Raw genomic sequence first — 25,297 nt, 5'->3', positions numbered from 1 at the left:
GGAGCAAGTCTCTCACAAGGAGTAAGTAATGGGTTCATTGAGTATTTGGCATTGGCTGATTGTTCTGGTGGTGATCGTACTGGTGTTTGGTACCAAAAAATTGGGTAATGTCGGTTCCGATCTGGGCAAGGCCGTCAAGGGTTTCAAGGATGGCGTCAAAGGCGAAGAGGAAAAAACTGCTGCTTCCCAGCAGGTTGCCGATAAAAGCACCATAGACGTAGAAGCAAAAGAAAAATCCAAGCTGTGATGTTTTTTTTGACGATTCATCCGTATTTCCTGCCCAGGTCTGACCAATGATCGATCTGGGTATCAGCAAACTCGCCCTGATTGGTGTGGTTGCCTTGATCGTGATAGGGCCTGAAAAATTGCCAAAAGTGGCAAGGATGGCCGGTACCCTGCTGGGACGGGCGCAGCGCTATATCAATGAAGTGAAATCTGAAGTCAGCCGCGAAATCGAGCTGGAAGAGTTGCGCAAGATGCAAAAGGATGTGCAGGAAGCCGCTCAGAATGTCGAGCAGTCGATACATCAGACCTGGTCAGAAACCGAAAATGAACTGCGCAACATCGGACAGGAAACTGATTCTGCACTCTTGCATACCGCGACGCCAGAACATCTGGCCATCAAGGCAAAAAACTTCCGCCGCAAGAAACTGGCACGGTCTTCTGCCATACCGGCCTGGTACAAAAATCGTCATGGCCAAAGACAGAAAATCACCTCAGGCTCAGCCAGAATGGCGCGCCATCGGGTAACTGCCCGTTCTGGCAGCAGCTTCTTTTAATTGTCGCTTATGTTTTTGCGTATTTATAATCTGGCGGTATTCGCATGAGCGAGCAAACGGAACACAGTCCTGAAGAAAGCTTCATCTCGCACCTGGTCGAGCTGCGCGACCGGCTGGTCAAGGCCATGTATGGCCTGGGTATAGCCTGTGCAGCATTGATGGCCTGGCCTGGTCCATCGGCGATTTATGATTTTCTTGCAAAACCCATGCTGGCATCCCTGCCGGCGGGTTCCAAAATGATTGCGACAGGGGTCATATCTCCATTCCTGGTGCCAATGAAAGTCACCTTGCTGATGGCTTTCATGCTGGCACTGCCATGGATACTGTACCAGGCCTGGGCTTTCATCGCGCCTGGCCTGTACACACATGAAAAGCGTCTGGTGGCACCGCTGGTGATTTCTTCTTCGGTCCTGTTTCTGAGCGGCGTGGCGTTCTGTTACTTCCTGGTGTTTGGCCGCGTCTTCAAATTCATTAATGAATTTGCGCCGACCTCCATCAGTGTGGCGCCAGATATAGAAAACTACCTGGATTTCATCATTTCCATGTGTCTGGCGTTTGGAGTGACATTTGAAGTGCCGGTGGTGGTGGTGGTGCTGGTGCGCATGGGGCTGGTACCGCTGGAAAAACTCAAGGCCATACGCCCGTATGTCATCGTTGGTGCTTTTGTCATCGCCGCCATCGTGACACCGCCGGACATCGTCAGCCAGTTTTCACTGGCGATACCGATGATTATCCTGTTTGAACTGGGTTTGCTGATTGCTCCGCTGTTCGTGAAGGCAACCCAGGCACCCGGATCGACAGAATCAAACGGCGGGAACTGATCTTAACCAGCTTACCAGCGGCTTTGCGCTCTGGTAGGCTTTCAGCAGGGTGGCTTTCAGGTCATCCGTATCCATGCCCTTGAGTGGGCATTCTGTCCACACCATGAAATTTTTCAACTTGATCTGCTCTATGTGAGGCAGATCAGCATCAAAGCCTTTCGGCGGACGTTGCAGCTTGCCTTCATCCTGCAAGACACCAAAATACTGTTTCAGCTTCTTATCCTTCAATACTTTGGCAAAGCCATCCGGGTCAGCCACGATCTGGTTACGTATCGCTTTCAGGCGGTCTGATGGCGGCATGTATTCACCGCAGGCATAAAACAGGCGTCCAGTACCATCCATCTGGAAATAATAAGCCGGCCCGCCACCTTCGCTGGGTTTTTTGCGCCCGCTGGGTAAAATGGATGAAGAAAATGTCGTCTTGTAGGGCGATTTGTCATGGGCAAAGCGCACGTCGCGGTTGATACGGAACAGCGCTTTTTTCGGTTCCAGCCCGGCAATCGCCGGATCAAACTTGCTGATGTCGGCAATCAGTTCCGTTACCAGTTGCAAAAATTCTGCGCGCAAGATGTCGTAGCGCGGCTTGTTCATGACAAACCAGGCGCGGTTATTGTTATCGCCCAGTTCGGACAGGTAGGCTTGCAAATCAATCAGGTGCATGGGGTTTTACTCTCTCTGTTCTTCTCTGCGTGCCGGTGGGCGTTTGCCTATCAGGACTTCCAGTGTGGGTTCCTTCGTGTCACGCAAGACAGTAATTTTAGCCTTGTTGCCAGGTTTTAGCTGAGCCACCAGATTCAGCATCTGGGTGGTGTCGCCCACGGTTTTACCTTCGATTGCGATCAGGATATCACCTGGTTTCATGCCAGCCTTGTCGGCTGGGCCGCCACGTATGACGCCAGCGATGATGGCACCGGATTTTTGCTTCAGGCCAAAGCTCTCTGCCAACTCGGGCGTAATGTCTTGCGGTTCTACACCTATCCAGCCGCGTACAACATGGCCATTGGTGATGATGGATTCCATCACCAGTTTGACGGTGGATACCGGAATGGCAAAACCTATGCCTACCGAGCCACCATTTTGCGAATAAATCGCGGTATTGACGCCCAGCAGATTGCCATTGACATCCACCAGCGCACCACCGGAATTACCAGGATTGACGGCAGCATCGGTCTGGATGAAGTTTTCAAAGGCATTGTCGGTCAGGTTATTGCGGCCCAGGGCCGAGATAATGCCCATGGTGACAGTCTGGCCGACGCCGAAGGGATTGCCTATGGCCAGCACCACGTCACCGACGCTGGCCTGGTCCGAGCGGCCAAAGGTGATGGCAGGTAAATCGGTCAAATCGATTTTGATGACCGCCAGATCGGTTTCCGGATCGGTGCCGACCACTTTGGCATTTGCCTTGCGGCCATCAGCCAGTGCGACTTCGATATCGTCGGCAGATTCGACCACATGGTTATTGGTCAGAATATAGCCCTGGGTGCTGACGATCACGCCAGAACCCAGGCTGGACAGACGTTCGGCCTGCGGGTTTTGCTGATCGCCAAAAAAACGCTTGAGAAAGGGGTCGTTTAGCAAGGGATTGCGACGTTGCCGGACTTCTTTCGAGGTGTAAATATTCACCACGGACGGCATGGCATGTTTGGCTGCCGCGCCATACGAGCTTTGTGCCGGCACGCTATTCGGTGGCGCTTCCTTGACGGTGACACCGGCATTCAAGGGCAGATCCTGGCCCGCACGATAACCACCTTTTACCCAGGCGGGTTTCAAGGTGGTTACAATAAACCATATCGCCAGACCGACAGTGACAGTTTGGGCAAACAATAACCAAAGACGACGCATAGTGAGAGTGAGTATGAAATCAGTGAATCGGGATGAGCTGGGCCAGTTTTTGGCTAAAGAATTACAAGTCAGTTACTTTCGTGATTATTGCCCAAATGGCTTGCAGGTGGAAGGGCGGGATACAATAAAACATATCGTCAGCGGGGTGACCGCCAATCTTGCCTTGCTGGAGAAAGCGGTGGAACTGCAGGCGGATGCCATACTCGTGCACCATGGTTATTTCTGGCGCGGCGAAGACATGCGCGTGATAGGGCAAAAACACCGCCGGCTGAAATTGTTGTTGAAGCATGATATCTCATTATTTGCCTACCATCTGCCACTGGATGGACATGCTGAGCTGGGTAATAACATTGGCCTGGCCCGTTGCCTGGGCTTGCTGCCGGACGGGCGTTTTGGTGAGAATGACCTCGGCTGGCTGGGGTGGGCAGACAATGTACAGCTCAATACCATGGCTGACCTGGCGCTGCATGTTGAACATAAACTGGGGCGCAAGCCTTTGCTGATCGGTGACCCGGCGATACCGCTGGGGCGTATAGCCTGGTGTACCGGCGCTGCGCAGAACATGCTGGACCAGGCGATTGCGGCGGGGGCCAGTGTTTACCTGAGTGGAGAGATTTCTGAACCGACCGTGCATCTGGCGCGGGAATCAGGGGTAGCTTACCTGGCTTGCGGCCACCATGCGACCGAGCGTTTTGGCGTGCAAAGCCTGGGGAATTTCATCGCAGCGAAACTCGGTATAACGCATAGTTTCGTGGATATTGATAATCCGGTGTGACGGGCAATCACAGTTTTCCCCCTTGCCTGCAAGGGGGAAAGGATGGCATTGCTTCTTATTATTTCTTATTACTTCTTCAAAGCGTCACGTATTTCACGCAATAACAGAATGTCTTCTGCCGTTACTTCTGGTGCTGGTTCTGGCGCAGGTTCTGCTTTTTTCATCGCATTCACCAGTTTCACCATCTGGAAAATCACGAAAGCCAGGATGAGGAAACCAACACTGACCGTAACAAAATTACCATAAGCGATGACGCCGCCGGCCTTTTTGGCTTCGGCCAGTACCAGATGCGTGCCCTGGCCATTCAAAGGTATGTAGTAGTTGGAAAAGTCCAGGCCACCGACAATACGGCCAATCACAGGCATGACGATGTCACCGACCAGCGAATCAACGATTTTGCCAAAAGCGGCACCGATAATGACACCGACAGCGAGGTCGACCACATTGCCACGGCTGACAAAGGTTTTGAATTCTTGCAACATACTCATGAAAATCTCCTGTTTGGTGGATAGAGCTGGTGCAAATGCCATGCCCCAACGATAAGTGACAAGATTTTAATGCCCAAATCACATGAAAAGGAGAGGGAATTTTGTCAATTTTGTTTTCCATCCCGGTATAAATACCAAATCCTGATTGGAATTCTGGACTTTAAGCAGGCTCAAGACTAGCTGAAGCGCGCAAATGAGGGCTTAAATGTTGAAAAAAGCCTTCAAGTTGGTGATTCGGATATCTTTTTCTTTAAAACCATACCCGCCTCATTTATAATTTAAGGTTGCTAGAAGCTGGGTTTTGCTTCATCAAGTTTTGATTATTGACAGAATGGGGTTGGTATGAGTATCGAAAAGCAGGTCGATTCCGGCCGTCGCGGTTTGCTCGTCGCCACTTGCGCGGCGGGTGGTGTGGCAGGCTTGGCAACGGCAGGAGCGCTGGTAAGCACTTTCCAGCCATCCGAGCGTGCCAAGGCAGCTGGTGCTCCAGTGGAAGTGGACATTTCGGCCTTGAAACCGGGTGAAATGACGACTACGGAATGGCGTGGTAAGCCAGTATGGATACTGAAGCGTACGCCAGAAATGATGGCGAGTCTGGCCAAGACAGAAGACAAGGTCGCTGATCCAAAGTCAGAAAAACCCTACACCATGGAAATGCCGGACTATTGCGAAAAGCAAAGCCGTGCGCGTAAAGAACATAGTGACATCCTGGTGGCTGTTGGTATCTGCTCTCATCTGGGCTGCTCTCCAAGTTCCAAGTTCCAGGAAGGCGCACAGCCATCTTTGCCGGACGACTGGAATGGCGGCTTCCTCTGCCCATGCCACGGTTCGACTTTTGATCTGGCTGGCCGTGTATATAAAAACAAACCAGCTCCGCAAAATCTGGATGTGCCTCGTCACATGTTTTTGTCAGATACTAAAATCATCATCGGTAAAGATGAGAAAGGCGAGGCCTGATCATGGCATTTGTTGAGAAAAAACTCCCGGCGGACGCTCCTGTCGTGGACAAAGCCTTGAACTGGGTTGACTCCCGTTTCCCGCTGACCAAGCTGTGGAATGATCAATGGGGCAAGTACTACGCACCAAAGAACTTCAACTTCTGGTACATCTTTGGTTCCCTGGCGATGCTGGTGCTGGTTATCCAGATCGTTACCGGTATTTTCCTGGTCATGCATTACAAACCAGATGCGACACTGGCGTTTGCTTCGGTTGAATACATCATGCGTGATGTGCCCTGGGGCTGGCTGGTGCGCTACATGCACTCGACAGGCGCTTCGGCATTCTTCATCGTCGTCTACCTGCATATGACCCGTGCTTTCCTTTACGGTTCGTATCGCAAGCCACGTGAACTGATCTGGTTGTTCGGTTTTGCCATCTTCCTGTGCCTGATGGCCGAAGCCTTCTTCGGTTACCTGCTGCCATGGGGTCAGATGTCTTACTGGGGTGCTCAGGTTATTGTTAACCTGTTTGGTGCCATTCCTTTCATCGGTCCTGATCTGTCCCTGTGGATCCGTGGTGACTATGTGGTGTCTGATGCGACATTGAATCGCTTCTTCTCTTTCCACGTCATCGCCATTCCTCTGGTCTTGCTGGGTCTGGTGGTTGCTCACTTGATCGCCTTGCATGAAGTAGGCTCCAATAATCCTGATGGCATCGAAATCAAGGAAAACCTGGGCCCGGATGGTCACCCTGTTGATGGCGTACCTTCTCATCCTTACTACACTTTCCACGATATCTTTGGTGTGACTGTGTTCCTGACAATTTTCAGTGCAGTCGTGTTCTTTGCACCGGAAATGGGTGGTTACTTCCTGGAATACAACAACTTTATCCCGGCTGATTCCCTGAAAACGCCTCCGCACATTGCTCCTACCTGGTACTTCACGCCTTTCTATTCGATTCTGCGTGCAACCACTTCCGAGTTCCTGTTCGTGGTACAGGCAGGTGCAGTTGGCTATGTCGTGCTGATCTGGCTGACGACCAAGTTGCCACAACTGGTGAAAATCGCCATTGCTGCGATCGCAGTGATTGCGGTAGCAGGCATGATGCCAGGTGCACTCGATGCGAAATTCTGGGGTGTGGTATTGTTCGGCGGTTCTGTCATGATCCTGGCATTGTTGCCATGGCTCGACGTTTCTCCGGTCAAATCGATACGTTATCGTCCAGACTGGCACAAATATGTGTACATCGTCTTCGGTATTGCCTTCGTTACCCTGGGTTACCTCGGTGTCGAGCCGCCTTCACCAATTCGTGAGCGTATTTCTCAAGTTTGCGCGATCATTTATTTCGGCTTCTTCATGCTGATGCCATGGTGGAGTGCAATGGGTACATTTAAGCCTGTGCCAAAGCGCGTTACATTTGCAGCGCACTGAGAAAAAGCGAGGAAGAATAAGCATGAAATTACTTAAAAAACTGATCGCTGTGTTGGCTTTTGCTCCTGCACTGGCACTGGCAAATAGCGGTACTTTCCCACTGGATCATGCACCTGACCGATCTACGGATATGGCGGCTTTGCAAAACGGCGCGAAACTGTTCGTCAATTACTGCCTGAATTGCCACTCTGCGTCTGCGATGCGTTACAACCGTTTGAAAGATATCGGTTTGACAGATGACCAGATCAGGCAAAACCTGTTGTTCACGGGTGAAAAAGTCGGTGACCTGATGAAAACCACGCTGGCAGCAAAAGATGCCAAGGCCTGGTTTGGCGCAGTGCCACCAGACTTGTCCGTGATTGCCCGTGCCAAGGCATCTGAGGCGGGTTCTGGTGCTGACTGGATTTACACTTATCTGCGTACTTACTACAAAGATGAATCCCGTCCAACTGGCTGGAACAACATGGTGTTCCCTAACGTCGGCATGCCACATGTACTGTGGGAACTGCAAGGCACGCGTAAAGTCAAAATGGTAGAAGAAAAAGACGCGCATGACGAATCCAAGACCGTGCATAAATTTGATGGTTTTGAGACAGTCAAGCCGGGCACCATGACTTCCCTGGAATATGACAATGCAGTGGGTGACCTGGTCGCTTACCTGCAATGGATGGGTGAGCCTGCACAAAGCACACGCAAACGCCTGGGTGTTTGGGTATTGCTGTTCATGGCAACACTGGCAACACTGGCATGGCGTCTGAACGCGTCGTACTGGAAAGAAGTCAAATAAATGTAATGTTCCCGGTTGATGCTGCTTACAGTGTGAACCGGGGATTTTTGAGATCGTCCGTTTTTCTCCGTCGTAAATGGACGTGTAATCCCAGGGGTGAGGTGCGCAAAACTGGCTCCTCGCCCTGATCGTTTCTAAGGAACTATAAAATGATGGTTCTCTACTCGGGCACAACTTGCCCATTTTCCCAACGTTGCCGCCTGGTTCTGTTTGAAAAAGGCATGGATTTTGAAATCCGCGATGTTGATCTGTTTAACAAACCGGAAGATATCTCGACCATGAATCCTTATGGTCAGGTACCGATTCTGGTTGAACGTGAATTGATATTGTATGAATCCAATATCATCAACGAATACATCGATGAACGTTTCCCGCATCCGCAACTGATGCCGGCAGACCCGCTGCAACGTGCACGTGCCCGTCTGATGTTGTTCAATTTTGAAAAAGAATTGTTCATTCACGTCCATACTCTGGAAAACGACAAGAACACCGCGTCGGCCAAGGTACAGGACAAGGCACGCGCAGAAATCCGCGATCGTCTGACGCAGCTTGCTCCTTTGTTCGTCAAGAACAAATACATGCTGGGTGATGAATTCTCCATGCTGGACGTGGCCGTTGCACCATTGTTGTGGCGCCTCGATCACTATGGTATAGAATTGTCGAAGACAGCAGCACCGCTGATGAAATATGCAGAACGCATTTTCTCTCGTCCTGCCTATATTGAAGCACTGACACCTTCTGAAAAGGTCATGCGCCGTTAAAAACCTATTGACGATCTTAAGCGCGGGCGTAATAGGAGTCGACGCGGGGCTCATGTGCTGCTCAAAATGCTCATGTACCAGAAGTACATTTCGCTTTTTGCGCTGCTCTTCTCTCCGCTGACGCCCGCTCGCTACAGATCGTCAACAGGTTTTAAGAGCGCAGTCCGTAGCAGATAGGGATAACAAGGCTGATGTACTACGTCAGCCTTGTTGTTTTTGGGCTCCACGCCTATTCTTGAAATACACTTCCGACTGATGGTATAGCCATGCAAGAAATATCCACCAAGCCTTATTTTATGCGTGCCATTTATGAATGGTGTACCGACAATGGCTACACCCCGTATATGGCAGTCAAAGTGAATCACGCCGCACGCGTCCCCATGGAATTTGTACGCAATGGCGAGATTGTCCTCAACATCAGTTTTGGTGCCACCAGTGGCCTGAAGATGGATAACGATGCCGTTGCCTTCAAAGCCAGATTCGGCGGGGTTTCGCGCGATATCCATGTGCCGGTTGAAAATGTCATGGCAGTGTATGCCAGTGAAAATGGCCAGGGCATGGCATTTGAAGTTGATCTCAGCGAAGCCAGCGAAAGCCCTGCCACGGATGAGGCTACGGATGAACCCGTCAAACCTGTACTTGGCCTTGCCGCAGTGAACAGCAAGCCGGCACCGGCAGAAACCGCTGTTTCACCAGAAGAAGTAAAAAAACCTGAAAAAAAATCAGAAAAGCCCTCGCTAAAAATAATAAAGTAGCCTATAATCTTGGTCTTCGGGAATGCAACGGTAACGAAGCAAAAACGAAAAAAGTTTCGCCGACTTAGCTCATTTGGTAGAGCAGTTGACTTGTAATCATCAGGTGGCCAGTTCGATTCCGGCAGTCGGCACCAAATTAAAATCCCATCGTTAGCAATAACGGTGGGATTTTTCTTTATCTCTCCTCTTTGCAACAAAATCCCTCTCTGTAGTTTTCGTTATGCAAGCAAGTCTTGCAGGTCTTTATCGCCGTATTCGTTTAGCACGAATCGTGGTGGCAGCTTGCGTCCCATGGTTGCAAGAAATTTACCGCCGCCTTGACTGGCAAGCAATCGGCTTAATAATTACTGGCAAAATCGGTTTTTTCTGATATTCTCATTTTGTCAATTGTTGGAATTGCCATGCCTGACAAGCACTCAAACTTTCTGCGGGCCTGGAACATACCGGCCTGAATCTGATCCTGAAGTGGTATGTGTTTGAATAGTTATCAAACTTTGACCGTAAGGAGAGCCGGACTATGAAGCGTCTTGTCACTCAACCGGGATTGATCGGGCTAGGCTTGATTTTGCTTGGCGCAGAGACGATGACGGGCTGGGTGACACGGCATCCACTCTGGATTCTGCTGTTCCCCAGTAGTACGGTCATGGTGTTTTCAACGGCATTCTGTTTCTTTTGCGTAGGCATTGCTCTGGCTTTGCCGATGTTCCACGCGACACATAGTGTACGGGTACGCAAGCTGGTTGGCATTATTGTCATTTTGATTGGCAGCATGATGCTGCTGGAAAACCTGTTCTCCATCAGCACAGGTCTGGATATGCCAGGACTGCACCGCTGGTTTGACGATGCCAATCCTTACCCTGGCCGCATGGCACCCAATACCGCGCTGGCATTCATGGTCGGTGGTGTCGGCCTGTTGTACACAGATGGTTTTTTTTATGTGAAACCGCGCATGCTGGCGTCCATCATGCTGACCATCAGCCTGCTGGGCATGGTGGGGTATGCATTATTGCTGGATCTGGCCTATACCTGGTATGGGTTTCCGCGCATGGCTTTTTCAACCGGGCTGGGCATGAGCCTGTTTGCCTGCGCACTGTTACTTGAAAGAGCAGAGGCTGATAGCCCCAGCAAAAAAGAATCGAATATCTACCTGTTCCTGGGAGTGGCAATCACGGTACTGATCACTACCATGTTTGTTTCATATGGCAGTCTGCGTGCACTGGATGCGCGTACCAACTGGGTGGATCATACGTATCAGGTCAGGCTGTTTGCCGATGAAGTGATCGGTACTTTGCAGCAGGCCAGGCGTGCCAGTGATCAGCATGAATTCAAGGCTATCACCGCGGCGATCGACGACAAGATAATTGAGTTGCACCGGCTGAGCAAAGACAATCCAAAACAACAAAGCAGATTGATGCAATTGCGCCAGATATTGCTGACGCACCTGGAGGCGGCGCAAAAGATTTTGCCTGAAGAATCGACAGATGCAAACGATGCCAGGCTGGATCTGGAATTTAAACCTCTGATATCGACGATGGTTCAGTTTGCAGATGCAGAAAGTCTTTTGCTGGTACAAAGAAAACAGGATTCCATACAAAGCACATCCAGTACGATTTCAATTATTGTGATGGGCAATTTGCTCGGTTTTGCGATTTTACTGTTTACTTTCTGGCTGCTTAAAAACCAGAATGATCAACGCAATGCACTGGAACTGGCTTTGCAGCGATCGAACACAGAACTGGAAAGCAAGGTCGAAGAAAGAACCCGTGCGCAGGCAGTATTGAATGACGAACTGCAAGAACTGAATCAAACTCTGGAGGCAAGAATTACCGAGCGCACCGCTGATCTGGAGAGTTTTACTTACTCGATCTCGCATGATTTGCGCGCTCCCTTGCGTGCCATCGATGGCTTCGGTCGTATGTTGGAAGAAGACTATGCCGCCAGCCTGGACAAGAGTGCAGCACGTTACCTTGCCGTCATCCGCAGCAATAGTCAGCGCATGGGTAATCTGATTGATGACTTGCTGGCTTTTTCCAGACTGGGTCGTCAGAATGTGGTCAAATTCCACATCGACATGACGGCATTGGCACAGGAAGTCATTAGTGAATCCGTGCAGAATCTGCCCGATCCGCCAGAGATACAACTGCTGGCTTTACCTTCTGCATTTGCCGACCGCAGCCTGATGAAACAAGTCTGGGTGAATCTGGTGTCCAATGCGATCAAATATAGCGCCAAAAAGGAGCGGGTGCGTATCGAGATCAGTGGCAGTACAGAGGATGGTATGCTCAGGTATATGATCAGGGATAACGGTGCAGGCTTTAATATGGAATACTATGACAAGTTGTTTGGCGTGTTTCAGCGCCTGCATCATGTCGATGAATTCAGTGGTACCGGTGTTGGTCTGGCTATTGTTCACCGTATCGTCAGCAGGCACGGTGGACGTGTATGGGCGGAATCAATCATCGATGAGGGTGCCACTTTCTTTTTCACCTTGCCAATAGGAGAGCACAATGGATGAACTGGAAGTTGTAGAAATTTTGCTGGTCGAAGACAGTGAAGAAGATGCGGAGTTGACGATACGTGCGCTGAAAAAGAATAACCTGGGCAACAAGCTGGTCTGGGTCAAGGATGGCGTGGCAGCATTGAATTTCATCTTTTGTACTGGCGAATACGCAAGCCGCAACAAGGGCGATCCCAAGCTGATTTTGCTGGACATCAAAATGCCTAAAATGGATGGTGTCGAAGTGCTCAAGCGCTTCAAGGCCGATGACCGCAGCAAGACTATTCCGGTAGTGATGCTGACTTCGTCAGCAGAAGGACGCGACGTGACCGACTGTTACAAGCTGGGTGTGAATAGTTACCTGATCAAGCCGGTCGATTTCGATGCTTTCATGAGTGTGGTTGCACAGGTTGGTCTGTACTGGACAGTGATGAACAAGGTGCCCAAATAAGAGGGCTACCCTATTCATAAGCGAAGAGTACTGCGTGGCACCGTAACGGGTGCCATTATTTTTCTGCTGTAGTCAGGCCCATGCGTATGGCATAGCGAACCAGACCGGGTACGTCATGAATGTCGAGGCGCTCCATCAGTTGTGCCCGGTGGGTTTCGACCGTCTTGCCGCTGACATTGAGCCGGTAGGCAATTTCCTTGGTGTTGTCCCCTTCGGCAATCAATTGCAATATCTGTCTTTGCCTTGGGGTCAGCACTTCAGCGCTGGTGCCCTTGTCGAGTACCCGGCGCATATATTCATCCAGTGCCTGGGGTGACAGTATGGAGTCGAGGTAACGCTGGCCCTGCATGACCTGGCGTATGGCTTTTTCCAGTTCGTATGCGGCAGAATCTTTCAGCAAATAACCGTTGGCACCGGCATTCAGTGCCTGCATCACATACTCTTCACTGCTGTACATGGATAGCATCAGTAATTTGATATCTGGTTGCTGGGCGCGGAAACGGCGTACAGCTTCAACGCCATTCATGCCTTTCATGGCGATATCCAGAATCGCCAGATCAGGCTTGTGGGTGCCTGCCAGCAACAGGGCTTCGGCCCCATCGGCAGCTTCGGCTACCACCTGTATGCCAGGCATGGATTTCAGTAATGAATGTATGCCGCTGCGCACCAGCGCGTGATCATCTGCCAGCAAAACACGTATATTGATCATGTGAGCTCCCTGATACCGGGGGTAAAGGGAAGCACGACGTCGATGCTTACACCACTGCCCGGAGAAGATTTGATATCCATCGTGCCTCCCACCAGCAGGGCGCGTTCTTCCATATTCAGTAGTCCGAAACTATTGCCACGTACTGCATGCTCGCGCGCCTTGTCCACGTCAAAGCCCTTGCCGTCATCGCGTATACGCAAGATCAGATTGCTTTCATTCTTGTCCAGCCTGACCCAGATATTGCCGGCCCGGGCATGCCGCAGGATATTGGTGATGGCTTCCTGGACGATGCGAAAACAGGTATTTTCTATATCCGGATGCAGTTTGCTGATTTCACCTTCATGCTCAAACCAGCCATGCAGGCCGTCGTCTGAAGTTTTGCTTTCTACATACCAGCGCAGGGCCGATACCAGGCCCAGGTTATCAAGCTGGGGCGGGCGCAATTCCAGCGACAGCGTGCGTACCTGGGACAAAATGCTCGATACCAGTTCTATGCCTTCCTGTAATTTGGCATGGCGGTTTTCTGCATCATTTTTCTGTGCTGCCTGCAGCATAATTTTGAGAGCGGTCAGTGACTGCCCCACATCATCATGCAGGCCACGTGCCAGATGCTGGCGTTCTCTTTCCTGCACCTCTATGACGCTGCTGGATAATATCTGCAGGCGCTGATTGGCTGCTTTCAGGTTTTTCTCGCCATGCACCTGTGTCGTCACATCAATTGCCAGGCCGGCAACCATGGGCATGCCTTCATCCACTTTCAGAGGGAAGCGAGTGATATTCAATATCCGAGCGGTCAGGCCTTCATCTGCGATGGTTTCCTGGGTGCTGAGGCTTTCCTTGCTGGCCAGGACTTGTTCATCATGATGACGTGAGTTTTGTGCGGCACCTATCGACATCAGATCAAAGTCATCACGCCCTATCATTTCTGCTGGGGACATGCCAAAGAAGCTGGCCTGGGCTGCATTTACGTAGACATAATGCAAATCCCTGTCCTTGATCCAGGCAGGCATGGGGGCATTATTCATGAAGGCATGGAACCGTGCCTGGGTTTCCCGCAGCGAGGTTTCGCTGGCCAGTTTTTTTCGTCTGAGGACGGTATCGCGCAATTCTCTTTCGATTGCCAGTGGCAGGCGGGCAATATTCTGCTTGAGAAAAAAATCATCGGCACCAGCACGCATGGCTTCGACCGCAGTTTGCTCACCGATGGTACCTGAAGTAATGATGAAGGGAATCTGTACCTTCTGGCGCTTCAGAACTTCCAGCGCATTCAAGCCGCTGAAAGAAGGCATGGAATAGTCAGAAATGACGATATCCCACTTTGATTCTTCCAGTGCGCTTTGCATCGCCTTGGCATTGTCCACTCTTAACCAGTCAGGCGCGAAGCCGCCGCGCTTGAGTTCGCGGACGATCAGCTCCGCATCTTCGCTGACATCCTCAACCAGAAGTACACGCAGCGGTATATTCATCAGCTGGTCCTTATACAGTTAGCAAGTAGAAGGCAAAATATTGTATAAAAAAGCGATTTTGCGTGCTGATAAAGGAATATCGCTATATCCTTACAGCTTCAGACTTGTTGTTTGTGTTTAGTCCTGCCCGGTTGTTTTACGGCCAGAAAAAAGCTAGCCATAACAACAAAGATCATTGCAAATTAGATATTAGCAATTATTATAGAATTAGTTGTAATTTTTTGTCAAAACAGATGAATACCGGATGAATGCAGGTTAAAAACTGCAATCAGGAGCCTGGTTGCGTGATGCAGTTGACCATGCCGGTACAGATTGATGTTCCTCTTATCAGATAATGTGTATTTTTTTAAATAAAATAAAAACATTGCCAAAGTTAATGATTAATTTTGCAATGCTCTCTGCTTTACTTGTTATACTAACACCAGCTCTGGCAGAGAATCGTACTGCCAGCCTGGCAGTATCTGCAGTTGTTGTCCCAACTTGTACAGTACAGGGTTCGGCAATTTCCTTTGGAAATTATGAAACCACGCCTGTTGAACAAACCAGCAATATCGGTGTGAATTGTTCGCAAGGCACGGCCTACGTGGTGAGTCTTGGTGGTGCCAATGCCAATGTACGGCAGATGGCAGGTCCGTCAAATGCCACACTGAACTATGCCTTGTTTCAGGATGCGTCGCGTAGCAAGCTCTGGGGAAGCGCTGTGGACAGCAATGCCGTCGCCGGTACCGGCAATGGCAATCTGCAAAATCTGCCTGTATATGGTCGCATCCCGGCTGGTCAGGTAGTTACACCTGGTAATTACAATGAAGCGGTAAGCATCACCCTGACCTATTGATGTAAAACCTCGCGATGGAGGAGACGTCATGTTTCCTTATGCATGTGTTTTAATTCTTGGTTTCAGTTTGATGGCAGGCTCTTTCTCTGCCCGTGCTTCCAATTTCGAGATCGCTCCTGTCGTACTTGAATTGGGCATGAATCGTACGGCTGGTGTCATACGTATCGTTAATAAGGACGATCATGCCGTTTCCCTGCAGGTCCGTGGTTATGAATGGACCCAGCTGGACAATGATGACCAGCTCAACAGTACCGAAACCCTGCTGATCAGCCCCCCCATGTTCAGCATCGCGCCTGGCGCATCCCAGGTCATACGCGTGGTATCTCGCAAGCCCCAGTCCAGTAATGTCGAGCTGGCTTATCGCCTGTTGATTGATGAAATTCCAGACGAAGGTCAGGTCGCAGTCAATTTCAAGTTCCGTATTTCCATGCCGGTATTTCTTGTCCCGGACAAGCCGCAGGCGGCACGCATCAACTGGCGTGTCGAAGCCGGCAGCAAGCAAACCATCACTGTAGAAAACCAGGGCGGCCAGCGGACCAGGTTACTCAATATCAGCGTGGGTCTGCCTGATGGCAAGCGACTGGTACCGAAAGCCGCCGCCAATCCGTATGCTCTGGCAGGCGCAAAGCGTCGCTATGAATTTGAGTCAGCCGCAGAACTCAAGGCCGGGTTGCCAGTGAAGATATATGCAACAGCAGATACCGGAGCCATCGAAGTGGATACCATCGTCATGCCATGAAATTACTGGTCATGTGTGCCATGTTTTTCTGTATGACGACTTTGCTTCAGGCTGCCCCGGCGGACGAAATATTATTGCTGGAGGTGAGTGTGAACGGGCGTCAGACGCAGGCAGTAGTGCCATTTACCAGGCGTGCAGGCAAGTTATATGCAAGCGTGGAAGAATTGCAGGCTGCCGGTATACGACTGACAGCACAACAGTTGCAGCAAGGGCAGCAGGGACAGCAAATCGACCTGGCCAGTTTTTCTGATGATGTCCAGCTCGATATGGCTGCGCAGAAAATCAATATCAATGTGCGCGCAGACATGCTCGGTACCACGCAATTGACCATGAGCTCTGCCGACGATGAGGCAAGGGCCATGACAGACAGGAGTCTGGGGGCCTTGATCAACTATGATGTGCTGGCATCGCAGACGGCAGGTAGCCGTGCTCTCAGTGGCCTGGCCGAGGCCAGGGTGTTTTATGGTCCCCATGTATTCAGCAGTACCGGCCTGGCCTATGCACAAGGTGGCAGGTTCAGTCCTTTGCGGCTTGATACCACGTATACTCATTCCAGCCCTACTACCATGCAGCGCTACAGTGTCGGTGACTTTATCAGCAATGGACTGACCTGGTCGAGGCCGGTACGTATTGGGGGCCTGCAGCTTTCCACCGATTTCAGCCTGCGGCCGGACCTGGTGACGTTTCCTACCCCTGATCTGCGTGGCGAGGCCGTTGTGGCTTCCAATGTAGACCTGTTCCTGAACGGCATACGCCAGTTATCGGAAGCAGTGCCGCCGGGGCCTTTTGAAATCCGGCGTGCACCTGTCGCTACCGGTGCTGGTACGGTGTCGATTGCCGTGACCGATGCGCTGGGGCGCCAGACCTTCAGGAACATACCGTTTTATGCCAGCGAAAAATTGCTGCGGGATGGCCTGTTTTCCTATTCGCTTGAAGCTGGGGCGCTGCGCAGAAATTATGGACTGCAAAGTAGCGACTACGGTGGCATGGTGGCATCTGCATCGACACGCTACGGTTATTCGCCCACCCTGACTCTGGAAGGACATGCAGAAACGGCCAATTCACTGCGTCTGGCCGGCATGGGCCTGGCAACCACACTGTATGACTGGGGGGTATTGAGTGCAGCAATCAGCGGCAGCACCATGGGTGACAGGCGTGGCCGGCAATATATGCTGGGGTTTGAGCGGCGCGCTGCCGAGGCCAGTTTTTCCGTTTCAAAATTACAGGCCGACCGTGATTATCGCGACATTGGTGCCGTGTACGGGTCGCCCGTGCCACGTGCCTTGCTGAATGCCAGCGTGGGTTTATATTCACAACAGTATGGCTCGTTGAACCTGGCTTATACCTCGGCAAAAACGACTTTGCCAGGTACTGAAAACATGCCGGAAGTGAGGCAGATAGATGCCGACATATTTTCCTTTTCCTATTTCAAGTCGATTTTCAACCGGGCAAATTTTTTCCTGACAGGGTTTCGCAACAGCACGGACCAGAGCTATGGCCTGACCATGGGTTTGCTCATGGCCCTGGGGGGCAGGGATAGTGTGAGTGCCACCTATACATCAGGCGGTGGCCTGCGCAATCTGTCGCTACAGGCATCCAGGCCGGCCATCGTGGCTGGCGATATTGGCTGGCAACTACAGGCGAATGAGGGTGACTATACACAAAGGCTGGCTGAGTTTTCTTACCGCGCCGATGCTGCACGTGCCAGTTTTGCCGTCGCGCAAAATGCCAACCTACTGAGCCAGCGCGCCAATGTGCGTGGGGCTGTGGTGTGGGCCGACCGCTCTTTCTTTCTGTCCAACTGGGTGGATGACAGTTTTGCCATTGTGGATACCAATGGTATCAGCGATGTCCCGGTATTTGCTGAAAACCGCAAGGTGGGCCGTACTGATCAGCGTGGCAAATTGCTGATACCCGACCTGCGCTCGTATGAACTCAACAAGATTTCCCTTGATCTCACTGAATTGCCACTGGATGTGCAGGTAGGCGTGTCTGAGCAAACGGTCAGACCACAGCACCGTAACGGTGTCATTGCGCATTTCAAACTTGCCCGAAGCCTGGGTGCGCGCATCATATTGCGTGACCAGGATGGCAAATTCCTGCCTGTCGGCAGCCAGGTCCGCATGAAGCGCGGCGGCGTGCAGGCACTGGTCGGGTATGACGGTGAAACGTATTTTCCTGAAGTGCAGATCGATAACAATCTCGAAATCATTACTGCAACCGGGGCCAGATGTCGTATGAACGCGGGCAGTATTCCGCAAAAAGACACGATACCCGTGATAGGTCCACTTACCTGTAAATGATCATGCGCTATTTTCGCCAACTATTTCTGATCCTGATGCTGCTCTTCAGTTATGAGGCTCAAGCCCTGACCTGTACGGTTTCCACGCTGCCAGTGACATTCAGTACCTATGATCCGCTATCGAATACGCCTTCTGATATCAGCGGCACGGTGACGGTGACCTGCAATGCCCTGGTGTCGATACTGGTCAGCTATAGCGTCAAGCTGAATGCCGGTCTGACGGGCACCATAGGGTCGAGGATCATGACCAGTGGCAGTTCACAAATGACTTACCAGCTATACACCGATTCCGGGCGCACCACCGTCTGGGGCGATGGCACTGCCAGCTCTACCGTGGTCAACGATGGTTACCTGCTCAATGTAGTGGTACCGGTGATACGCAATTATTCCGTGTATGGGCGTATCGCTGCCAAACAGAACGTCAAGGCAGGAGCCTATCTCGATACGGTCACGATTTTGCTGACGTATTGAAAAATGTATTGACTGATGTATGGATGAAACAGGTTTTCAAAACGCGGTAAATAATTTTGCCGATTTTTGCCCATATCAGGAAAACCCTGAGTTATATACGGCAAAACTCAGGCTTACCCTGATACCACAGAAAGCTTGTCGGGCATAAAGTTCTATTACAGCGCAGGTACTCAAAACAGTGAAAAACCTGGCTTACAAAAGAACCAGAAACAGAACCCGAATCCAGCCTGAGGAAACCATCATGTCCAACGCAAACCGCCATCGCCTGATACACCAATTATTGCCCGCCGTCTTTCTGTGCATGACAGCCAGCAGCTTTGCAGCGACCTCCACTGGTAGCCTGTCAGTGTCATCCACTGTCCTGGCTGCCTGTTCGGTGACGGGGGCTTCCCTGGCTTTTGGAAGTTACACAAATGCCCAGATTGATAACAGTGCTGCCGTCAGCGTCACTTGTACCAATGGCACATCTTATAACGTTGGGCTGGATGCCGGTGGTGGCTCGGGTGCCACCATGGCATCCCGCAAGATGACAGGCTCTGTCAGCGGAACGCTGAGTTATTCTCTTTACAAGGATGCCGGTCGCAGCACCGTCTGGGGTAATACCGTGGGTTCCGATACAGCCATTGGCACAGGTACCGGCTCTGCGCAATCCATGTCTGTGTATGGCCGCGTACCAAGCGGGCAGAATGTCGACGCCGGTGTATATAGCGATACTGTTACCGTTACCCTGACTTACTGATAGACCAGGCTGATACGCTATAAGTATTGAATTAGTATCGAGTTGGTACTGCGTCACCACTGATTGCTGATTGCCTTTGCATTGGCAGGTCGTGCACCTTGTATGTGTATGTATTTGTGTCGCATTTGTGTATTTGCGTCGTATTTTTGTCGTATTTTTTTATTAGGCAGGCCATTTAGGCTTGTTGATGATTTATGACAGTCGGATTTTCCTGGGTAGACGGATACGGGTGTCGGTTCCGTCATATGCGTGGCGAAATTGCCTGTTATTGGCGTTATTTTTGTTTTTTTGTGGCGTTTTCCACAAGAAATACTTCTGTTGCTGCCGCTGAACGGTGGCCATTATTTTTTAAATTATTTTGCCGATTTTTGTCGATATCAGGAAAACCCTGAGTCACATAAGGCGAAACTCAGGTTTACCCTGATACCACAGAAAGTCTATCGGGCATAAAGTTACATCACTGAGCTTGATTCAGAAATATGAAAAAGCTAGCCACTAACAGAACCCGATAATTCAGCCTTAGGAAAACATCATGTCCAACGCAAACCGCAACCGCCTGATCACCAAATTGTTTTCTGCCATCTGCTTGTGCGTTTCAGCCAGCAGCTTTGCAGCGACTTCTACTGGCAGCCTGTCAGTGTCCGCCACCGTCTTGTCGGCATGTTCTGTGACCGGTGCTTCCCTGGCTTTTGGCGCCTATGCAAGCAGTCAGATCGACAACAGCGCTGCCGTCAGCATCACTTGCACTAATGGCACATCTTATAACGTTGGTCTGGATGCCGGTGGTGGCTCGGGCGCCACCATGGCAGCCCGTAAGATGACAGGTTCTGTCAGTGGCACACTGACGTATTCTCTTTATAAAGATGCAGGTCGCAGCACCGTCTGGGGCAATACCGTGGGTTCCGATACTGCGATTGGTACAGGTACTGGTTCCGCCCAATCCATTTCCGTGTATGGCCGGGTACCTAGTGGACAGAGCGTCGCCGCTGGTGTGTATAGCGATACTGTTACCGTTACCTTGACTTACTGATCGACTTGGTACGGCCCCTTCACATGGAGGGAATGGCCGGATGTGTACGTCAGATTTTTATAATGTGATGTTTTTCAGCTTGATGATGGTTTCTGACAGGCAGATTTTCCAGGACAGACCGACCCGGGGCGCCGGGTCTGTCATATTTAAGCCGGAATAGCCTGTTTTCTGTATCCCCCGCCTTTCAGGCATTCCCTGCTTTTTTCTCGTTCTCGTTCCCCAATACTTGAACTGCTGCCCTGTATAGCGGTCATAATTCCTTGATGCAAAGGTTTGATCATGCATTTCTGGTAAAAGCCTGATCAGTATTAATGAAATGAAAAGAGTAGGAGTCTTATGAAACTTCGCAAGGTATCGCAGTTGTTGTTCCTGTTCCCGCTGCTGGTGGTTACGGCCGTCCATGCGCAAGAAGGAATGTTGAGTCTGGAAATGTTGTATCACCCGACAAAAAAAGAAAAATTTGATACCAAAACCCTCACTCGTCTGGCATGGGATGCACAAAACCGTCTGATAGAAACCCAGAGTACCAACGGCGTCGTCCAACAGTGGGTAGTTAACCCCGCCACCTGGGAAAAGCAGGCGCTACCGGCAGATGGCAATATCCTGGCCATGATGACGGCGGCGGGCATTCCGGAACGCGAAGCCAGGGCGCAGGTGGATAAGCTGACACCGCTGATCAAGCCGGAACTGAAGTCTTATCTGTTCACCTACAAGAATGATGTATGGCTGCTTGATCTGCAGCAGGGCAAGGTCAGGGAATTGACGCATACGCCTGACGTGGCTGAAGATGAAGCCCTGCTTTCTCCCGATCTGCAATCAGTCGCGTATTTGAAAGGCAATGATCTGTATGTAACCGATGTCGCCAGCGCTACCGAAAAACGTATGACCACAGGCGGTAGTGAAACGGTATTCAATGGTCGCCTTGATTGGGTCTACATGGAAGAGGTGTATGGCCGTGGCCGCCTGCGCGCTTTCTGGTGGGCACCCGATTCGAAAAAACTGGCCTACCTGAGCTTTGATGAAAGCAAGGTGCCGGTGTATACCCTCAGCGGTGATCATGTGCAGCCGGTCAGGACTGAACGTACCCGTTATCCCAAGGCTGGCGATCCCAATCCCGAAGTCAGACTGGGTGTCGTTGATATGGCTGGCAACACCAGCTGGACTGAGAATCCTTATCCTGGCAAAGAAACCCTGATCGTGCAGGTGGGCTGGACGCCGGATGGCAAGTTGCTGGCATCCTGGCAAGACCGGGTACAGACCTGGCTGGATTTGCGTTTATACGATGCGCAGTACCGCAGCACACAATTGCTGCGCGAAAGCGGCCCGGCATGGACGGATCGTTTGCCACTGCCCCAGTTCCTGAAAGATGGCAGCTTTGTCTGGGAATCAGATCGAACCGGGCACCGGCACCTGTATCGGTATGACAAACAGTACAAGTTGAAAGGAGCCATCACCCAGGGTGAGTGGGATATCCGTAGTGTGTATGGTGTGGATGAAAGCCGGGGGCGGGTATTGTTTGCCGCGAATGAACGTAATCCGATTGGCAACGATGTGTATGCAGTCAGCCTGGAGGGCGACAAGTTGCAGAGACTGACTGCAGAATCGGGTACGCATTTGGCACGCTGGAATACGGCCTATACCCACTTCATCGACAACTGGAGCAGTTTGAAGCAGCCGCCAAGGCAGGCCGTATTCAATGCAGAAGGTACATCCCTGAAACTGGTTGACGATGTCGGCATGCCGGAAAAAATGCAGGGCCTGAAACTGGCGACCGTGACACAACAGCAAATCAAATCGCGAGATGGCTTTTTGATGGAAAGCCTGTTGTTCCTGCCACCTGATTTTGATCCGAAGAAAAAATACCCTGTCTACCAGCATCTGTATTCAGGCCCCATGGCACCACAGGTCACGGACCGCTGGAATAGCAATCTCTGGCATCATTTCCTGGCGCAACAGGGCTATGTGGTGTGGATACTGGATAACCGCAGTGCCAGCAACAAGGGCGCAGTCAGTGCCTGGCCGATACATAAAAAGCTGGGACAACTGGAATTGCGGGATCAGCTCGATGGCCTTGACTGGCTGCGCCAGCAGGGCTGGGCCGATATGGACAGGATAGCTCTGAATGGCTGGAGCTATGGTGGCTACATGACTTCGTATGCGATGACACATAGCAAAGCCTGGAAGATCGGTTTTGTCGGTGCGCCAGTCACGGATTACCGTCTGTATGACAGTATCTATACCGAGCGTTATATGGGTTTGCCTCAGGAAAATGCTGAAGGCTATGACAAGGGCAGTGTATTGAAAGCGGCCAAGGATCTGAGCGGAAAAATTCTCATCATGCATGGCACCATGGACGACAATGTACACCCGCAAAATACCGTCATGCTGATCGATGAACTGATCAAGAATGGCAAGGACTACAGTCTGCAATTGTACCCAGGTGCAGGTCACGGCCCACGTGGTGACTGGACCATATGGTCATTGCAAAAAGCCAAATGGGAATTTTTGAAAAATAATCTCTGATTCTTTAATCCGCCATCAAAAACAATAAGAAACGGTGCAGAAAAGTCTGCACCGTTTTTTTATTGCATCAGGGCCGATAAGGCAGAATGACGTGCACGCAGGAAAGCACTTAGTAAAGCAGGATAATCTTCACTGACTGCGGTCTGTACTGAAACCCGTGCCTGCAGAGCCTGCCGCCATGCCCGGATCTGAGGAAGATCAGTAAAAAATCCAAAATCTGCTATCTGTTCAAACACCTCAAAATAGCGGAAAACGGGTGCAAATGCAGCATCCACCAGGCTGAAATTCTCACCTGAAAAATAAGGACCATCGCCTGGGTGTTTTTCAAGTTGCGCAAATTTCGTTTTTAATTCCGTGACTTTGGTATTCAGTGCCTGCTTATCCGGGGCATTGTAAAAGCCGCCTATGCTATTCAGGGTGGCCGAGGCAAACTCTATCCATGCACGGTGTTGTGCTCTTTCCAGTGCTGCTTGCGGATGCAGGCGGTGTGGCGTGGTTTCATCCAGGTATTCGCAAATGACTGCTGATTCAAAGATGACTTGCCCATCCACCAGCAATACAGGTGTTTTGCCCAGTGGCGATACTTGCAGGAACCAGTCAGGCTTGTTGGCCAGGTCTATGTCCACACGATCGAAATCAAGACCTTTCTCGGTCAGAGTAATTGCCGCACGTTGCACGTAAGGGCAAAGCTGGTGGCTGATCAGGGTATATTTGCTACGCATGATTTTTCCTTTCCTTATGCCAGTGAAAAGCGGGAGCTGCGGCGCAAGGCAAAGGCACCATCACCCAGTAACCAGACGGCGACTGAAGTTGCGATCAGAAATACCGGATATTCCCAGCCACCGTCAGGGCTGGTATGCACCCAGCCATTGCCAAAATGCACAGTCGCGGCAACCGCCATGACAGGCACCAGTGCCAGCGCAACCTGGCGGCTGTAGATGCCGAGTACCAGTGCCACGCCACCCAGCAATTCCAGTGCAAATACGGGGTAAGCGAGAAAGCCCGGATAACCTATGCTGACAAAAAACTGCGCCGTACCAGGCAGGGTAAACACCAGCAGTTTCAGCAAGGCATGGGCTATCCACATAGTGCCCAGACTGATGCGTAACAGGGTGATACCGTAGGCATTGCTGCCTTGGTAGGTAGAGGGATTTGAGTGAGTCATTTTATTCTCCAAAAAGTGATAGCTGGAGCTACTATATGATTTCGAATTTGCAATGAAAATAGGCAACGGGGCAAACTATGAATGCAAAAACACAATACAGACTGAATTACAGATTAACTGCTACTGATCTGGAAATAGTTCTGGCGCTGGTGCGTACCGGCAAACTGGCAGAGGCTGGTGAGCGCCTGGCCCTGGATGCTTCCACCGTATTCCGCAGCATACAAAAACTGGAAAAAGGTCTGGGACAACGTCTGTTTGAGCGCTCGCGCACAGGTTATCAGGCCAATGAGCTGGCGCAGGAACTGGCGGTGCATGCTGAGCAGATGGAAGCGCAACTCGAAGCTGCCCGTTCAGCCATGCAAATGCAGCCAGACCAGGTAGCAGGAGCCGTGCGTATCACGACGACAGATACCATACTGCATGGCTTGCTGGCACCCGTCTTGAGGCCCTTGCAACTGCGGCATCCCCTCTTGAGCCTGGACCTGCATGCAGGCAATGAACTCGCCAGCCTGACCAGGCGTGATGCCGACATTGCGATACGGGCCAGCAAGCGGCCGCCACAGCATTTGATAGGCAAGCATCTGGGGCCGATACGGGTGGCCTTGTATGCAGGCAAGACCACTAAGATAAAGCACTTTGATGCCGATGTCGCCCAGCGTCATCACTGGATAGCGCCTGACGATGCCTTGCCTGAACATCCTTCGGTGCTATGGCGCAAGAAACACTTCCCAAAGCTGCAGGCGACCTACAAAGTCAATAGCATACTCACCGTGGCGGAACTGGTGGGGCAGGGTTTGGGGCTGGGTATCTTGCCGCTATTTCTTGCTCAAGGTCGCAAGGATTTGCTGCAACTGACGGATGTGCTGGATGAATGTCAGACCGAGCTGTGGCTGCTCACGCATACCGAGGCCAGACATTTGCGCAGAGTTTCTGCGGTGTATTCGTATCTGTCGCAAGAGATGGTATTGAATTGAAAAAGCCGCTGTGAGTTCT

The 25,297-nt window shown here is 51.1% G+C and carries 27 protein-coding genes and 1 tRNA gene; 20 read left to right on the top strand and 8 right to left on the bottom strand.

What is annotated here, in order from left to right; all coding sequences use genetic code 11:
• The first annotated feature begins 28 nt into the window (after positions 1-28).
• Genes tatA through tatC form a run of 3 tightly spaced genes read left to right on the top strand, consistent with a single transcriptional unit; the run spans position 29 to position 1,600 of the window.
• Entirely contained in the window at positions 29-247 is a 219-nt protein-coding gene (gene tatA / locus H8L32_RS13110; RefSeq protein ID WP_162060924.1) for a Sec-independent protein translocase subunit TatA, read from the top strand.
• A gap of 46 nt (positions 248-293) precedes the next feature.
• Complete coding sequence (tatB, locus tag H8L32_RS13105; protein WP_186947689.1) at positions 294-779, top strand: Sec-independent protein translocase protein TatB; 486 nt, start codon at positions 294-296, stop codon at positions 777-779.
• Between the two features lie 44 nt (positions 780-823).
• Positions 824-1,600, top strand: a complete 777-nt coding sequence (tatC, locus tag H8L32_RS13100; protein ID WP_186947688.1) for a twin-arginine translocase subunit TatC — start codon at positions 824-826, stop codon at positions 1,598-1,600.
• On the opposite strand, the gene H8L32_RS13095 is transcribed toward tatC, so the two are convergent.
• Together H8L32_RS13095 and H8L32_RS13090 are read right to left on the bottom strand one after the other, a co-directional pair.
• On the bottom strand, positions 1,583-2,260 hold the full coding sequence (locus H8L32_RS13095; protein ID WP_186947687.1) for a DUF2461 domain-containing protein: 678 nt from the start codon (positions 2,258-2,260) through the stop codon (positions 1,583-1,585). The two genes, tatC and H8L32_RS13095, sit on opposite strands and share 18 nt — an antisense overlap.
• 6 nt (positions 2,261-2,266) lie before the next feature.
• Positions 2,267-3,442 (bottom strand): Do family serine endopeptidase, encoded by a 1,176-nt coding sequence (locus H8L32_RS13090; protein ID WP_186947686.1) that lies wholly within the window; start codon positions 3,440-3,442, stop codon positions 2,267-2,269.
• A 13-nt stretch (positions 3,443-3,455) separates the two neighbouring features.
• Here H8L32_RS13090 and H8L32_RS13085 point away from each other — a divergent pair, with 13 nt between their 5' ends.
• On the top strand, positions 3,456-4,217 hold the full coding sequence (locus tag H8L32_RS13085) for a Nif3-like dinuclear metal center hexameric protein (protein WP_186947685.1): 762 nt from the start codon (positions 3,456-3,458) through the stop codon (positions 4,215-4,217).
• A gap of 68 nt (positions 4,218-4,285) precedes the next feature.
• On the opposite strand, the gene mscL is transcribed toward H8L32_RS13085, so the two are convergent.
• The gene (gene mscL / locus H8L32_RS13080; protein WP_329605184.1) at positions 4,286-4,705 is read right to left on the bottom strand and encodes a large conductance mechanosensitive channel protein MscL; all 420 of its coding nucleotides are present in this window, start codon (positions 4,703-4,705) and stop codon (positions 4,286-4,288) included.
• Between the two features lie 342 nt (positions 4,706-5,047).
• On the opposite strand from mscL, the gene petA reads away from it, so the two are divergent.
• The 8 genes from petA (at position 5,048) to H8L32_RS13040 (ending at position 12,325) form a co-directional block, all read left to right on the top strand.
• On the top strand, positions 5,048-5,662 hold the full coding sequence (gene petA, locus H8L32_RS13075; RefSeq protein ID WP_186947684.1) for a ubiquinol-cytochrome c reductase iron-sulfur subunit: 615 nt from the start codon (positions 5,048-5,050) through the stop codon (positions 5,660-5,662).
• Positions 5,662-7,074, top strand: a complete 1,413-nt coding sequence (locus tag H8L32_RS13070) for a cytochrome b (RefSeq protein WP_186947933.1) — start codon at positions 5,662-5,664, stop codon at positions 7,072-7,074. The genes petA and H8L32_RS13070 overlap by 1 nt, the downstream gene beginning before the upstream one ends.
• Before the next feature lie 22 nt (positions 7,075-7,096).
• The gene (locus H8L32_RS13065) at positions 7,097-7,861 is read left to right on the top strand and encodes a cytochrome c1 (protein ID WP_186947683.1); all 765 of its coding nucleotides are present in this window, start codon (positions 7,097-7,099) and stop codon (positions 7,859-7,861) included.
• 149 nt (positions 7,862-8,010) lie between these two features.
• Positions 8,011-8,622 (top strand): glutathione S-transferase N-terminal domain-containing protein, encoded by a 612-nt coding sequence (locus H8L32_RS13060; RefSeq protein WP_110256517.1) that lies wholly within the window; start codon positions 8,011-8,013, stop codon positions 8,620-8,622.
• Positions 8,623-8,888: 266 nt separating this feature from the next.
• On the top strand, positions 8,889-9,377 hold the full coding sequence (locus H8L32_RS13055; protein ID WP_186947682.1) for a ClpXP protease specificity-enhancing factor: 489 nt from the start codon (positions 8,889-8,891) through the stop codon (positions 9,375-9,377).
• A 58-nt stretch (positions 9,378-9,435) separates the two neighbouring features.
• A tRNA-Thr gene (locus H8L32_RS13050) sits at positions 9,436-9,511 on the top strand.
• 383 nt (positions 9,512-9,894) lie between these two features.
• On the top strand, positions 9,895-11,892 hold the full coding sequence (locus H8L32_RS13045; protein WP_186947681.1) for a sensor histidine kinase: 1,998 nt from the start codon (positions 9,895-9,897) through the stop codon (positions 11,890-11,892).
• Positions 11,885-12,325: a response regulator gene (locus H8L32_RS13040; RefSeq protein WP_186947680.1), complete on the top strand. Its 441-nt coding sequence runs from the start codon at positions 11,885-11,887 to the stop codon at positions 12,323-12,325. Before H8L32_RS13045 ends, H8L32_RS13040 begins: the two co-directional genes overlap by 8 nt.
• Before the next feature lie 55 nt (positions 12,326-12,380).
• Here H8L32_RS13040 and H8L32_RS13035 read toward each other — a convergent pair whose 3' ends face one another.
• Together H8L32_RS13035 and H8L32_RS13030 are read right to left on the bottom strand one after the other, a co-directional pair.
• Entirely contained in the window at positions 12,381-13,031 is a 651-nt protein-coding gene (locus H8L32_RS13035) for a response regulator (protein WP_186947932.1), read from the bottom strand.
• Positions 13,031-14,500: a hybrid sensor histidine kinase/response regulator gene (locus H8L32_RS13030; protein WP_186947679.1), complete on the bottom strand. Its 1,470-nt coding sequence runs from the start codon at positions 14,498-14,500 to the stop codon at positions 13,031-13,033. The genes H8L32_RS13035 and H8L32_RS13030 overlap by 1 nt, the downstream gene beginning before the upstream one ends.
• A 391-nt stretch (positions 14,501-14,891) precedes the next feature.
• On the opposite strand from H8L32_RS13030, the gene H8L32_RS13025 reads away from it, so the two are divergent.
• The 6 genes from H8L32_RS13025 (at position 14,892) to H8L32_RS13000 (ending at position 20,616) form a co-directional block, all read left to right on the top strand.
• Positions 14,892-15,335 carry a Csu type fimbrial protein gene (locus H8L32_RS13025; RefSeq protein WP_186947678.1) on the top strand — a complete coding sequence of 148 codons (444 nt, stop codon included), beginning with the start codon at positions 14,892-14,894 and terminating at the stop codon, positions 15,333-15,335.
• A 28-nt stretch (positions 15,336-15,363) separates the two neighbouring features.
• Complete coding sequence (locus tag H8L32_RS13020) at positions 15,364-16,074, top strand: fimbrial biogenesis chaperone (RefSeq protein ID WP_230412196.1); 711 nt, start codon at positions 15,364-15,366, stop codon at positions 16,072-16,074.
• A gap of 32 nt (positions 16,075-16,106) precedes the next feature.
• Entirely contained in the window at positions 16,107-18,377 is a 2,271-nt protein-coding gene (locus tag H8L32_RS13015) for a fimbria/pilus outer membrane usher protein (RefSeq protein WP_186947677.1), read from the top strand.
• 2 nt (positions 18,378-18,379) lie between these two features.
• Positions 18,380-18,847: a Csu type fimbrial protein gene (locus tag H8L32_RS13010; RefSeq protein ID WP_186947676.1), complete on the top strand. Its 468-nt coding sequence runs from the start codon at positions 18,380-18,382 to the stop codon at positions 18,845-18,847.
• A 241-nt stretch (positions 18,848-19,088) separates the two neighbouring features.
• The gene (locus H8L32_RS13005) at positions 19,089-19,586 is read left to right on the top strand and encodes a Csu type fimbrial protein (protein WP_186947675.1); all 498 of its coding nucleotides are present in this window, start codon (positions 19,089-19,091) and stop codon (positions 19,584-19,586) included.
• A 532-nt stretch (positions 19,587-20,118) separates the two neighbouring features.
• Complete coding sequence (locus H8L32_RS13000) at positions 20,119-20,616, top strand: Csu type fimbrial protein (protein WP_186947674.1); 498 nt, start codon at positions 20,119-20,121, stop codon at positions 20,614-20,616.
• 57 nt (positions 20,617-20,673) lie between these two features.
• Here H8L32_RS13000 and H8L32_RS12995 read toward each other — a convergent pair whose 3' ends face one another.
• Entirely contained in the window at positions 20,674-20,901 is a 228-nt protein-coding gene (locus tag H8L32_RS12995) for a hypothetical protein (RefSeq protein ID WP_186947673.1), read from the bottom strand.
• A 51-nt stretch (positions 20,902-20,952) separates the two neighbouring features.
• On the opposite strand from H8L32_RS12995, the gene H8L32_RS12990 reads away from it, so the two are divergent.
• Entirely contained in the window at positions 20,953-23,139 is a 2,187-nt protein-coding gene (locus tag H8L32_RS12990) for a S9 family peptidase (RefSeq protein WP_186947672.1), read from the top strand.
• A gap of 59 nt (positions 23,140-23,198) precedes the next feature.
• Here H8L32_RS12990 and H8L32_RS12985 read toward each other — a convergent pair whose 3' ends face one another.
• On the bottom strand, positions 23,199-23,861 hold the full coding sequence (locus H8L32_RS12985) for a glutathione S-transferase family protein (protein WP_186947671.1): 663 nt from the start codon (positions 23,859-23,861) through the stop codon (positions 23,199-23,201).
• A gap of 14 nt (positions 23,862-23,875) precedes the next feature.
• Positions 23,876-24,304, bottom strand: a complete 429-nt coding sequence (locus H8L32_RS12980; protein ID WP_186947670.1) for a DoxX family protein — start codon at positions 24,302-24,304, stop codon at positions 23,876-23,878.
• 77 nt (positions 24,305-24,381) lie between these two features.
• On the opposite strand from H8L32_RS12980, the gene H8L32_RS12975 reads away from it, so the two are divergent.
• Entirely contained in the window at positions 24,382-25,278 is an 897-nt protein-coding gene (locus tag H8L32_RS12975) for a LysR family transcriptional regulator (protein WP_186947669.1), read from the top strand.
• Positions 25,279-25,297 lie beyond the last annotated feature (19 nt).

It is taken from the genome of Undibacterium hunanense, from assembly GCF_014284335.1.
GTDB classification, from domain to species: domain Bacteria; phylum Pseudomonadota; class Gammaproteobacteria; order Burkholderiales; family Burkholderiaceae_D; genus Undibacterium; species Undibacterium hunanense.
Note: the sequence above shows the minus strand (reverse complement) of the source record. Positions and strands in the feature narration are given on the sequence as shown.

Excerpts from the sequence above, each read along its gene's own strand:
- H8L32_RS12975 (WP_186947669.1), top strand. The coding sequence starts at position 24,382 with ATGAATGCAAAAACACAATACAGACTGAATTACAGATTAACTGCTACT.
- H8L32_RS13060 (WP_110256517.1), top strand. The coding sequence starts at position 8,011 with ATGATGGTTCTCTACTCGGGCACAACTTGCCCATTTTCCCAACGTTGC.
- tatC (WP_186947688.1), top strand. The coding sequence starts at position 824 with ATGAGCGAGCAAACGGAACACAGTCCTGAAGAAAGCTTCATCTCGCAC.
- H8L32_RS13040 (WP_186947680.1), top strand. The coding sequence starts at position 11,885 with ATGGATGAACTGGAAGTTGTAGAAATTTTGCTGGTCGAAGACAGTGAA.
- H8L32_RS13045 (WP_186947681.1), top strand. The coding sequence starts at position 9,895 with ATGAAGCGTCTTGTCACTCAACCGGGATTGATCGGGCTAGGCTTGATT.
- H8L32_RS13065 (WP_186947683.1), top strand. The coding sequence starts at position 7,097 with ATGAAATTACTTAAAAAACTGATCGCTGTGTTGGCTTTTGCTCCTGCA.
- H8L32_RS13055 (WP_186947682.1), top strand. The coding sequence starts at position 8,889 with ATGCAAGAAATATCCACCAAGCCTTATTTTATGCGTGCCATTTATGAA.
- tatB (WP_186947689.1), top strand. The coding sequence starts at position 294 with ATGATCGATCTGGGTATCAGCAAACTCGCCCTGATTGGTGTGGTTGCC.
- H8L32_RS13020 (WP_230412196.1), top strand. The coding sequence starts at position 15,364 with ATGTTTCCTTATGCATGTGTTTTAATTCTTGGTTTCAGTTTGATGGCA.
- H8L32_RS13000 (WP_186947674.1), top strand. The coding sequence starts at position 20,119 with ATGTCCAACGCAAACCGCAACCGCCTGATCACCAAATTGTTTTCTGCC.
- mscL (WP_329605184.1), bottom strand. The coding sequence starts at position 4,705 with ATGAGTATGTTGCAAGAATTCAAAACCTTTGTCAGCCGTGGCAATGTG.
- H8L32_RS12990 (WP_186947672.1), top strand. The coding sequence starts at position 20,953 with ATGAAACTTCGCAAGGTATCGCAGTTGTTGTTCCTGTTCCCGCTGCTG.
- H8L32_RS13005 (WP_186947675.1), top strand. The coding sequence starts at position 19,089 with ATGTCCAACGCAAACCGCCATCGCCTGATACACCAATTATTGCCCGCC.
- H8L32_RS13095 (WP_186947687.1), bottom strand. The coding sequence starts at position 2,260 with ATGCACCTGATTGATTTGCAAGCCTACCTGTCCGAACTGGGCGATAAC.
- H8L32_RS13030 (WP_186947679.1), bottom strand. The coding sequence starts at position 14,500 with ATGAATATACCGCTGCGTGTACTTCTGGTTGAGGATGTCAGCGAAGAT.
- petA (WP_186947684.1), top strand. The coding sequence starts at position 5,048 with ATGAGTATCGAAAAGCAGGTCGATTCCGGCCGTCGCGGTTTGCTCGTC.
- H8L32_RS13025 (WP_186947678.1), top strand. The coding sequence starts at position 14,892 with ATGCTCTCTGCTTTACTTGTTATACTAACACCAGCTCTGGCAGAGAAT.
- H8L32_RS12985 (WP_186947671.1), bottom strand. The coding sequence starts at position 23,861 with ATGCGTAGCAAATATACCCTGATCAGCCACCAGCTTTGCCCTTACGTG.
- H8L32_RS13010 (WP_186947676.1), top strand. The coding sequence starts at position 18,380 with ATGCGCTATTTTCGCCAACTATTTCTGATCCTGATGCTGCTCTTCAGT.
- H8L32_RS13090 (WP_186947686.1), bottom strand. The coding sequence starts at position 3,442 with ATGCGTCGTCTTTGGTTATTGTTTGCCCAAACTGTCACTGTCGGTCTG.
- H8L32_RS13085 (WP_186947685.1), top strand. The coding sequence starts at position 3,456 with ATGAAATCAGTGAATCGGGATGAGCTGGGCCAGTTTTTGGCTAAAGAA.
- H8L32_RS13015 (WP_186947677.1), top strand. The coding sequence starts at position 16,107 with ATGACGACTTTGCTTCAGGCTGCCCCGGCGGACGAAATATTATTGCTG.
- tatA (WP_162060924.1), top strand. The coding sequence starts at position 29 with ATGGGTTCATTGAGTATTTGGCATTGGCTGATTGTTCTGGTGGTGATC.
- H8L32_RS12980 (WP_186947670.1), bottom strand. The coding sequence starts at position 24,304 with ATGACTCACTCAAATCCCTCTACCTACCAAGGCAGCAATGCCTACGGT.
- H8L32_RS12995 (WP_186947673.1), bottom strand. The coding sequence starts at position 20,901 with ATGCATGATCAAACCTTTGCATCAAGGAATTATGACCGCTATACAGGG.